The organism is Luteitalea sp. (genome assembly GCF_022842525.1).
Classification (GTDB): Bacteria; Acidobacteriota; Vicinamibacteria; order Vicinamibacterales; family Vicinamibacteraceae; genus Luteitalea.
In genome coordinates this window covers 1-2791 of the sequence record NZ_JALHPM010000371.1, presented here as the reverse complement: position 1 = coordinate 2791, position 2791 = coordinate 1, and the positions used below count along the sequence as shown (strand labels likewise).

At 68.8% G+C, this 2791-nt stretch carries 1 protein-coding gene and 1 pseudogene; one reads left to right on the top strand and one right to left on the bottom strand.

Going from position 1 to position 2791, the window contains the following annotated elements; genetic code table 11:
- Nucleotides 1–330, bottom strand: a pseudogene (locus Q0C41_RS31115) (peptidylprolyl isomerase); the annotation flags it as partial.
- A gap of 257 nt (nt 331–587) precedes the next feature.
- Between Q0C41_RS31115 and secA the strand changes: the two are divergent.
- The coding region (gene secA / locus Q0C41_RS31110; RefSeq protein ID WP_367079328.1) for a preprotein translocase subunit SecA at nt 588–2791 on the top strand (2204 nt) is incomplete at its 3' end.

The following is a 2791-nucleotide window of genomic DNA, read 5'->3' as shown; positions in this document are numbered from 1 at the left end:
GGCGCGGCGGATGCGCGCGCGCACCTCGGCCGCCTGGTCGAGGCGCGCGCGGCGCGCGGCGGCGGTCACCGCGCGGCCGGCGATCATCTGGTCCAGCAGCAGCGGCAGCAGCATCTGCTGCGGCGCGCCGCGCACTTCCTCGGGCAGGTCGCGGGCCGCGGCGGTCAGGTCGGACAGCAGGATGGGATCGCCATCCACCCGGGCCACCACCGGGTCCCCGGGCGGGGTCGCCGGCGTCGGCTGGGCCATCAGCGCGGGCGCGGCCAGGAGCGTGACGGCCAGGACGAGGCCCGCGCGGACGGGTTGGGCGGGGCGAAAGCGACGTGTCATGGGGTCTCGGATCCGGGGAAGCCGGGAAGATGGCGGAACGCCGGCGCCCCCACAAGGCGCAGGCGGCCGGCCGGGACACGGCTGTGGCTCGCCCGGCGTTGACCCGGGGGGAGTGCCCGCCTATCTCTGCGAGGGCCGCGCCGCGACCCGCCTGGACCCTCGGTTCCGGCCGGGCGCGGCGCGATCCGAGTCCGCGCCCTCCGTGCCGGGGGGCGTGCTCGACCGGGCAGACCGCCCGACGGAGACCGACACCCCCGATGTTCGCCCGCCTCGCCGCCGCCCTGTTTGGCACCTCGAACTCCCGCGCGCTGAAGCGCTACGAGGCGCGGGTGCCGGCCATCAACGCGCTCGAACCCGCCATGCAGGCGCTTTCTGACGAGGCGCTGGCCGGCCAGACGGCGCTGTTCCGCGACCGCCTGGCGAAGGGCGAGACGCTCGATGACCTGCTGCCCGAGGCCTTCGCAACGGTGCGCGAGGCCGCGCGCCGCGTGCTCGGCCTGCGCCATTTCGACGTGCAGATGATCGGCGGCATGGTGCTGCACGAAGGCAAGATCGCCGAGATGAAGACCGGCGAGGGCAAGACCCTGGTCGCCACCCTGCCGGTCTACCTGAACGCCCTGCCGGCCAAGGGCGTGCATGTGGTGACCGTGAACGACTACCTCGCCACCCGCGACGCCGAATGGATGGGACGGATCTACACCTTCCTGGGCCTGACCGTCGGCACCATCGTGCATGGCCTGACCGACGACGAACGGCGGAATTCCTACGCCTGCGACGTCACCTACGGCACCAACAACGAATACGGCTTCGACTACCTGCGCGACAATATGAAGTACCGCCTGGAGGACATGGTCCAGCGCGACTTCGCCTACGGGATCGTCGACGAGGTGGACTCCATCCTGGTGGATGAGGCGCGCACGCCGCTCATCATCTCCGGGCCGTCGGAGGATTCCTCCGACCTCTACCGCAAGGTCGACGAGGTGGTGAAGGAACTGGTCAAGGACGAGACCACCTTCGAGAAGGACGAGAAGCAGCGCACCGTCACGCTGACCGAAGCCGGCAGCGAGCGCATCGAGCAGATGCTGAAGGACGCCACCCTGGTCACCGAGGGCGACCTGTACGACATCGGCAACGTCACCGTCGTGCACCACCTCAACCAGAGCCTGCGCGCGCATACGCTGTTCAAGCGCGATGTCGAATACGTGGTCCGCCAGGACAAGATCGTCATCATCGACGAATTCACCGGCCGCATGATGGAAGGCCGCCGCTATTCGGACGGGCTGCACCAGGCGCTGGAAGCCAAGGAGCACGTGACGGTCCAGCCCGAGAACCAGACGCTCGCCTCCATCACCTTCCAGAACTACTTCCGCCTCTATCCGAAGCTGTCGGGCATGACCGGCACGGCATCGACCGAGGCCGATGAATTCGCCGAGATCTACAAGCTCGAGGTGGTCGAGATCCCGACCAACGTCGCGGTGGCGCGCGAGGACAGCGACGACGAGGTGTATCGTTCGGCCGCCGAGAAATACGAGGCCGTCGCCGTGCTGATCGCCGAGGCGCGCGAGCGCGGCCAGCCCGTGCTGGTCGGCACCACCAGCATCGAGAAGTCAGAGCTGATCTCGAACCTGCTCAAGAAGAAGGCCGTCCCGCACCAGGTGCTGAATGCCCGCTACCACGAGCAGGAGGCAGGCATCGTCGCGCAGGCCGGCCGCCCGGGCGCGGTGACCATCGCGACCAACATGGCCGGCCGCGGCACCGACATCCAGCTCGGCGGCAATTACGAAATGCTGGCCCGCCACGAGGCCGGTACCAATGAGGGCGAGGCCTACGAGGCCGCGGTCATCAAGCACAAGGCCGAGGTCGAGGCGGTGCGCCCGGCCGTGAAGGCCGCCGGCGGCCTGTTCGTGATCGGCACCGAGCGCCATGAATCGCGGCGTATCGACAACCAGCTGCGCGGCCGCTCGGGCCGCCAGGGCGACCCCGGCGCATCGCGCTTCTTCCTGTCCCTGGAAGACGACCTGATGCGCATCTTCGGGTCGGACCGCATGGGCGGGATGCTGCAGAAGCTGGGCCTCAAGGACGGCGAGGCGATCGTCCACCCCTGGATCAACAAGGCGCTCGAGAAGGCGCAGAAGAAGGTCGAGGCGCGCAACTTCGACATGCGCAAGAACCTTCTGAAGTACGACGACGTGATGAACGACCAGCGCAAGGAAGTGTATTCCCAGCGCCGCGCCTTCATGATGGCCGAGGACGTCGCCGAGACGGTGCAGGAGATGCGTCGCGAGACCATCGCGGAACTCGTCGCCCGCTGCATCCCCGAGAACGCCTACCCGGAACAGTGGGACCTCGGGACGCTGCAGCGCCAGGTGCAGGACGTGCTGAACCTCGATGTCCCGGTCGCCGACTGGGCGAAGGAGGAAGGCATCGACGACGACGCGGTGCGCGACCGGCTCGAGGAAGC